This window comes from Massilia brevitalea (assembly GCF_030711405.1).
Lineage (GTDB): Bacteria > Pseudomonadota > Gammaproteobacteria > Burkholderiales > Burkholderiaceae_D > Telluria > Telluria brevitalea.
Genome location: NZ_JAULSI010000089.1, coordinates 1 through 6862 on the forward strand (window position 1 = coordinate 1; position 6862 = coordinate 6862).

Genomic DNA, 6862 nt, shown 5'->3' on the forward strand with positions numbered 1-6862 from the left:
CTGACGAGAAGATTGCCAGCGTCAGTGGGGATGGCGCCTACGACAGGAAGGACTGTCATGAAGCCATCGCGTTGCGTGCCGCGCATGCCACCATCCCGACCCATAAGAACGCCAAGCCCTGGAAGGCAAACCGCTGTGGCGCCGATGCACGTAATGACATCCTGCGGACGACAAAAAGGCTGGGACGGGCAATATGGAAGAGATGGAGCGGCTACCACCGACGCAGCCTCGTTGAAACCAAGATGCGCTGCTTCAAGCTGCTGGGCGAGCGTGTCATGGCGCGCGACTTTGACCGTCAGGTTGCCGAGTTACAAGTGCGGGCTGCCGTGCTGAACCGGTTCACTCGGCTGGGTACTCCAGTCACGGTCCCAATGTTATAAAACGAACTACAAATGGCGTTAGCTCGGCCTTCGCTCGATTTACGCAACAAAGCCTCGTCGAATACAACAATCAGCTCGGCGACTCAGGAAAGCGGCAAGGCTTCGCTTTCATCTTCGACGATCTCGGCTTGGCCGGAAGCTGCTCTGTTGCGTTCTACCGTATCGAGCAGTACGGAATTGGCTTCGGCCCAATCGTAAAGTGCCAGCAAAGGCTCGACGAACTTCTGTCCAAGCTCCGTCAGTGAATATTCGACTGCGGGTGGAACCACCTGGTGCACCTTCCTCGACAACAGCTGGTCGGCTTCGAGCTCGCGCAAGGTCTGGGTGAGCATCTTCTTCGAAATTCCCGGCATGCTGCGCTGTAACTGGCCAGTCCGTAGCGGACCGAAACTTAGGACGTAGATCACCATGGACGTCCATTTGGGCGTCAATAGCAAGTGGATACGCCGCGGTGGACAGGTTTCACTGATGACCAGTGGATCGGGGGGGTGACGAACGGTGGAAGCCATGGTTACCTATAGGTGCCTATGATCCTAAAAAGTGCCTAATTTACAGGCGGGACCTTATGGATCAATATTACCCCACATTCAGTTTGCCCCCAAGGGCCACATTCACAAGGAACCAATACATGACTACCCAAGCCACCATGCGCGCACTCGTCCTGAACGACTACGCCGACGGCAAATTCATCGATACCCAGGTGACCCGGCCAGCACCGAAAGCGGGCGAAGTGCTGGTACAGATCGCTGCCAGCGGCGTCAATCCGATCGACTACAAGATCCGCACCGGTGCAGCGCCGTATGCCATGCCCGAACTGCCTGCGATTCTCGGCACCGATCTGGCGGGCACGGTCGTCGAGGTCGGTGAAGACGTGAGCGACTTCAAGGTCGGCGACGAAGTGTACGGATTGGCTGGCGGCGTGCGTGGCATCCCGGGAACGCTCGCCGAATACGCGGCCGTCGACGCTCGCCTGTTGGCACCGAAGCCGAAGAACCTTAGTATGCGCGAAGCGGCTGCGTTGCCGCTGGTGTTTCTGACCGCTTGGGAAGGTCTGGTCGACCGTGCCGGCGTACATGCTGGCCAGCGCGTGCTGATCCAGGGCGGCGCGGGTGGTGTTGGTCACGTGGCAGTGCAGATCGCCCATGCGCTCGGCGCCGACGTGTATGCGACTGCGTCGGCGGCTAAGCACGCCGTCATCAAAGGCTACGGCGCTACGCCCATCGATTATCGCGACGCCAAGGTCGTGGACTACGTCGCGAAGTATGCAAATGGCGTTGGCTTCGACGTGGTCTATGACACCGTCGGCGGACAGACGCTGGACGACTCACTTGTTGCGGCCAGGCCTTATGGACACGTTCTCAGCTGCTACGCTTTCGCGGAGCACAATCTGGCGCCAGGCTCTCTGCGCTGCGTGACATTGTCCGGTATCTTCGTGCTGCTCCCCATGTTGAGCGGTGAAGGACGAGCCCACCATGGCGACATTCTGCGCGAGGCGACCCGCCTGGCGGAGCAGGGCAAACTGAAACCCTTGGTCGACGAACGGCGCTACACTTTGGCCGACGCGCATGCCGCGCATGACGCTCAGGAGGCCGGCAAGGCCCTTGGCAAGATCGTGATCGACGTCGCTTCCTGAAGGATGGGTATGACCATGTCGCAGGTGGTTCGATTTCATGAACTTGGCGGCCCGGGTGTATTGCGGTTGGAGCAGCGCAGTGTCCCTGAGGCCGCAGATGGCGAAGTACTCATCGAGGTGCAGGCGATCGGCTTGAATCGGGCGGACAAGATGTTCCGCATGGGCCAGTATCTCGAGACGGCGCAACTGCCATCCATGCTGGGCTTCGAGGCGGTTGGCATGATCGCTGCACTTGGCCCGTCGGTGCAAGGATTCGCGGTCGGCGACATGGTCGGCGTCCTGCCCGGGTTCGAGCTCGGCAGATATGGCACCTATGCCGAGCATGCGTTGATTCCCGCTACCCACCTTGTCCCGCAACCGGCCGGCTTGTCCGCGGTGGAGGGAGCTGGCCTGTGGATGGCCTATCTGACCGCATACGGCGGTCTCGTGGAGGCCGGAGGACTTGGCAAAGGAGACTGGATTGCCATCACCGCTGCATCAAGCAGCGTAGGCTTGGCTGCGCTACAGGTTGCACGGCAGGTGGGTGCGCGGCCCATCGCGGTGACACTGACCAGCACAAAGCGCGATGCACTGTTGGCTGCTGGAGCCGAAGCCGTCATCAGCACGTCAGACGAGCCGTTGGAGAGCCGCCTGCGCGAACTGGCGCCGTACGGGATCCAGTGCGCGTTCGACGCGGTCGGCGGTCCGCAAGTGAACCAGCTCGCAGGGGCCATGGCCAAGCGCGGAACGATTGTCGTGCACGGCGCACTCAGTCCCGATGCGACGCCGTTTCCGCTGAAGCTGGCTTTGAAGCGCAGTCTTTCTGTGCGTGGTTTCGTGTACACGGAAGTGACCGAGGATGCAGCAGCGCTGCAGCGCGTCCGGACTTTTATCTCGGCAGGAATCGAAGCCGGTATCCTCCGGCCGCTCGTGGACAGGGTCTTCTCGCTGAGTGACGTCGTGGCAGCGCACGAATACCTCGAATCGAACCAGCAGTTCGGCAAGATCGTGATGACAGTTTGAGAGCGCTGCAACGTATTTTCTCAGCGTGGAAGCGCGGCAAGACTTCGCCTCGTCCGACAGCATTACTGGACGGGGCGATCGCTGTTGATGATCAGTTCGACGGAAACGCCGGCAGGACGAATTCGGCAAGCTCCTGCAGCACCTCGGTAGCCGGCCGGCGCGATGCTTTCAGGTTGAAGGCGACATGGTTGACGCCCAGCTGCTGCAAGCCGCCGAGGTAGTCGATCAGCCTGTTGCGCCCGACCCGCAGGCCGGAATGGATGCGCATCAAGGGGTGATTTGCGTCGTCAGCCAGGTCGAAGAACAGGCCTTGGGCAAACGGCTTGAAGATGCCCGACTGCGTCTCCCGCTGCACAACGTCGCGCCATGTCGACACGATCGGTGCCAGGTGTTCGGGATTGACGAAGTAGTAAAGCCAGCCATCCGCATGCCGCGCAATCCACTCCAGATCCTGGCGGCTGCGTCCAGTGACGATGGCCGGAATTCGTCCGTGGGGCGGCTTTGGGAGGAGGTCCAGACTCCCATCCAACCTGCCAAAACGTTCGGAGTCGTGCACGGCGAACGCTTCCTGCAAACTGGCCCGGAACATCCCGAACGCATCGCGGAATCGCTCGCCGCGCGTCTGGAAATCGCCTTCTATGCCAAATGCGGGGTACTCGCTCGGGCGATCGCCTGACGAAATGCCAAGTACCATGCGGCCGCCGGAAAGCTGGTCGACCGATGCAGCCTGTTTCGCCAGCAGCAGCGGATGGCGCAGGGTGATTACCGCGCTGCCTGTGGCCAGTGCGATGCTCTGGGTGCTGGCGGCGAGGAAACCTAAATAGGTGAACGGTTCGTACAGCTGTCCGGTGTCACCGAACATCGGATCGAATAGTGGGACGTCACGCGCCCATACACCTGCAAAGCCTGCCTGGTCGGCGTAGCGCATGACGGTGACATGATCGCGCATCGTCGGCGCCGGCATATCGGGGTATGCCTCCAGTGGCAAGATGAATCCGAGTGTCAGCCGGCCGGGCGCGAACATTCGCCGGAAACCAGCATGATGCTCGACGTGCTCGGAAAAGCGCCACTCGCGCGGTACTGTAGTGTCGTCCATTGTTTGCTCCTTGTGCGTGGATTTGGCCGTATCGCAGGCCGGGGCTTCCGGCCGGCTGGGGGCCAAAATCAGTCGGCTACCTTGATCACGACCTTGCCAAACGCACCGCGCGCCAGGTGCTCGTAGGCCTGCACCGTGTTCTGGAAGGCGTAGACCTTGTCGATCACTGGCTTGATGGTAATCTCCCCATTTTTAGAGCGAGCTAAAAGTAGAGGTTAAGCGGCAAGAGCAAGTTTCTGTTGTAGTGTAATGCCGCCGAGTGCCATGTTGGGCCGGTCGTGATTGTAGGTCCACAGCCAGCGAGTGGCAAATTCCTGGATCTCGTCGAGCGTTTCAAAGAGGTGATGAGCCAGCCAATCGTGCCGCACGGTCCTGTTGTAACGCTCCACGTAAGCGTTTTGCTGAGGCTGGCCGGGCTGAATAAAATCGATGCGGATTCCACGTCTGGCTGCCCAAGCCAAGGTCACGGCGCTGATGTACTCTGGACCGTTGTCACAACGGATCGCATCCGGTGTGCCTTGCATTCGATAATTCGGTCCAGCGACCTGATGACGCGTTCGGATGGCAGCGAGAAGTCGACCTCGATACCCAAGCCTTCGCGGTTGAAGTCATCGATGACGTTGAACAGGCGGATGCTGCGTCCGTCGGCAAGCTGGTCATGCATGAAGTCCATGGACCAGCTCTGGTTGATCGCGGTCGGCACGGCCAGGGGCAGCGGCTTCTCGCGCACCAGGCGGTGGCGCGGCTTGATCCGGAGGTTCAGCTCGAGCTCAAGGTAAATGCGGTAGACCCTTTTGTGGTTCCATTTAAAATTTTTGACGTTGCGCAGGTACAGAAAGCACAGCCCAAAACCCCAGTTGCGCTGGTTGTTCGTCAATCGCATCAGCCAATCAGCGATGACGCTGTTTTCCGCGTCCAGCTTGGCCTTGTATCGGTAGCAGGTCTGGCTGATGCCAAACGTCCGGCACGCCAGGTTAATCGTGGCTGACCGCTGTGTCATGGCCCACCGCGCCATCTCTCGCCGCAGAGATGGCGCTACCACTTTTTTGTCAACGCCTCTGCGACAATCTCGGCCTTTAGGCGCTCCTCGGCATACATCTTCTTCAGGCGCCGATTCTCGTCCTCGAGTTCCTTCATGCGTGCCATCAGCGACGCATCCATACCGCCGTACTTGGCGCGCCACTTGTAGAACGTGGCGTTGCTGATGCCGTGCTCGCGGCACAGCTCGGGTACGGGGCTGTCGGCTTCGGCTTGCTTGAGGATGGCGATGATCTGGCTGTCGGTAAAGCGGAACGTCTTCATGTAGAGCTTTCTGTTAAGTAGAAAATTCTACATCTAAACGCGCTTTTTTGTGGGGGGATTACCGTGGATGCGCACGCGCGTGTAATCGATGACGTCGCGGAACAGCAGCGATGCCATGGCGATTTCGCCTGCGGTAAGGGGGGCGCCAGCGCTGCGCATGCAGGCGGCAAACAGGTACGGCATCCATCGGTTCTTTTGCAAACTTAAGAGGCTTGGCAAGCTTAATTTAGATTGCTCGGATACCGTTTTGATCAGCTCCTTCGAGAGCGTGACCGCGTCAAAGACGCCTTTCATCAAAAGTGTTGCGGCCGACCACTATCGACCCGTAAGCAGGTCTTGCCGACTCCATGAAGCGGTCGTTCAACGCCCGCGCCAAGCTACGACTCGCTGGCGCCGCCAGTGAGCCGTCGACTTGAGCGACTTGTCGGGCTTGCTCAGCCCGGCAGCTTTGCCGCAAGAACGTCAACCTTTTCGATTGACGGCGGCTGGGCGAATAACTCACCCGCTTTTTCCATGAGCGCGGCCGCGACTTCGCCTGAAAGATGAGCTTGCCGCCCAGCCTCATCTGGAAACGCGTCAAAGATGCCAAAGGTTGACGGCCCCAGGCGGATGCCGAACCAAGCTGTAGTAGCTGGCTCTGCCTGAACGAGGGGAAGACCACTTAACAGAAAGCTTTCTACGTCTTTCTCCTTACCTGGCTTGGCTTCAAGACGAACGAACAACGCGAGTTTGACCATGACATATCTCCTGTTATTAAAAAGACAGCAATTTACGCATTTTCCAGCGAGCCGAATGCAATGATGACCGGACCGCCACCACTTGCGGCGAAGCGGCTTTCTTCACGTGCCCGAAAGCAGTTCGCTAGCGAAGGACCGATGCCGATTGAATGCGCAGCCAATACCGGATGGTAAAAGCGTTTCAGTATAGCATATGGCGATGTTGCTCACAGGGCAAGCAAGAAATATTGGTAGAGACAGCAGCAGTTCGTTGCGGTTGCTTGCAGTTGGATCGCAGATGTGCAGACGGCTTTGTTGAGCAAATCGAGCACAGGCCGAGCTGGCGCTATTTGTAGTCCGTTTTATAACACTGGGACCGTAATCGGAGTACCCAGCCGAGTGAAGCGATTTAGAACGGCAGCCCTCACTTGCAGCTCGGCGACCTGACGGTCAAAGTCGCGCGCCATGACACGCTCGCCCAGCAGCTTGAAGCAGCGCATCTTGGTTTCAACAAGGCTGCGCCGGTGGTAGCCGCTCCATCTCTTCCAGATTGTCCGTCCCACCCTTGTTGTCGTGCGCAGGATGTCATTACGTGCATCGGCGCCACAGCGGTTTGCCTTCCAGGGCTTAGCGTTCTTACGGGTCGGGATAATGGCATGCGCGGCGCGCAACGCGATGGCTTCATGACAGTCCTTCGTATCGTAAGCGCCGTCGCCGCTGACGCTGGCAATCT

General features: G+C 59.2%; 8 protein-coding genes and 1 pseudogene. 3 read left to right on the forward strand and 6 right to left on the reverse strand.

The annotated features are described in order from the left end of the window. The coding region (locus QWL29_RS26105) for a transposase (RefSeq protein ID WP_305825777.1) at positions 1–380 on the forward strand (380 nt) is incomplete at its 5' end. Between the two features lie 83 nt (positions 381–463). Here QWL29_RS26105 and QWL29_RS26110 read toward each other — a convergent pair. Continuing rightward, the gene (locus QWL29_RS26110) at positions 464–889 is read right to left on the reverse strand and encodes a winged helix-turn-helix transcriptional regulator (RefSeq protein ID WP_305825778.1); all 426 of its coding nucleotides are present in this window, start codon (positions 887–889) and stop codon (positions 464–466) included. A 119-nt stretch (positions 890–1008) separates the two neighbouring features. Between QWL29_RS26110 and QWL29_RS26115 the strand changes: the two genes are divergently transcribed. After that, positions 1009–2013 (forward strand): zinc-dependent alcohol dehydrogenase family protein, encoded by a 1005-nt coding sequence (locus QWL29_RS26115; protein ID WP_305825779.1) that lies wholly within the window; start codon positions 1009–1011, stop codon positions 2011–2013. A gap of 9 nt (positions 2014–2022) precedes the next feature. After that, positions 2023–3015: a zinc-dependent alcohol dehydrogenase family protein gene (locus tag QWL29_RS26120; protein WP_305825780.1), complete on the forward strand. Its 993-nt coding sequence runs from the start codon at positions 2023–2025 to the stop codon at positions 3013–3015. A 91-nt stretch (positions 3016–3106) separates the two neighbouring features. Here QWL29_RS26120 and QWL29_RS26125 read toward each other — a convergent pair whose 3' ends face one another. From QWL29_RS26125 to QWL29_RS26145, 5 genes and pseudogenes are all read right to left on the reverse strand, one after another. Beyond that, positions 3107–4111 carry an LLM class oxidoreductase gene (locus QWL29_RS26125; protein ID WP_305825781.1) on the reverse strand — a complete coding sequence of 335 codons (1005 nt, stop codon included), beginning with the start codon at positions 4109–4111 and terminating at the stop codon, positions 3107–3109. Positions 4112–4326: 215 nt separating this feature from the next. Then, positions 4327–5413 (reverse strand): annotated as a pseudogene (locus tag QWL29_RS26130) (IS3 family transposase). Positions 5414–5446: 33 nt separating this feature from the next. Further along, the gene (locus QWL29_RS26135; RefSeq protein WP_305825782.1) at positions 5447–5710 is read right to left on the reverse strand and encodes a hypothetical protein; all 264 of its coding nucleotides are present in this window, start codon (positions 5708–5710) and stop codon (positions 5447–5449) included. A gap of 137 nt (positions 5711–5847) precedes the next feature. Beyond that, positions 5848–6150, reverse strand: a complete 303-nt coding sequence (locus QWL29_RS26140) for a putative quinol monooxygenase (RefSeq protein ID WP_066419950.1) — start codon at positions 6148–6150, stop codon at positions 5848–5850. A gap of 341 nt (positions 6151–6491) precedes the next feature. Continuing rightward, positions 6492–6862, reverse strand: a 371-nt coding sequence (locus QWL29_RS26145) for a transposase (RefSeq protein WP_305825783.1), incomplete at its 5' end; no start/stop codon positions are given.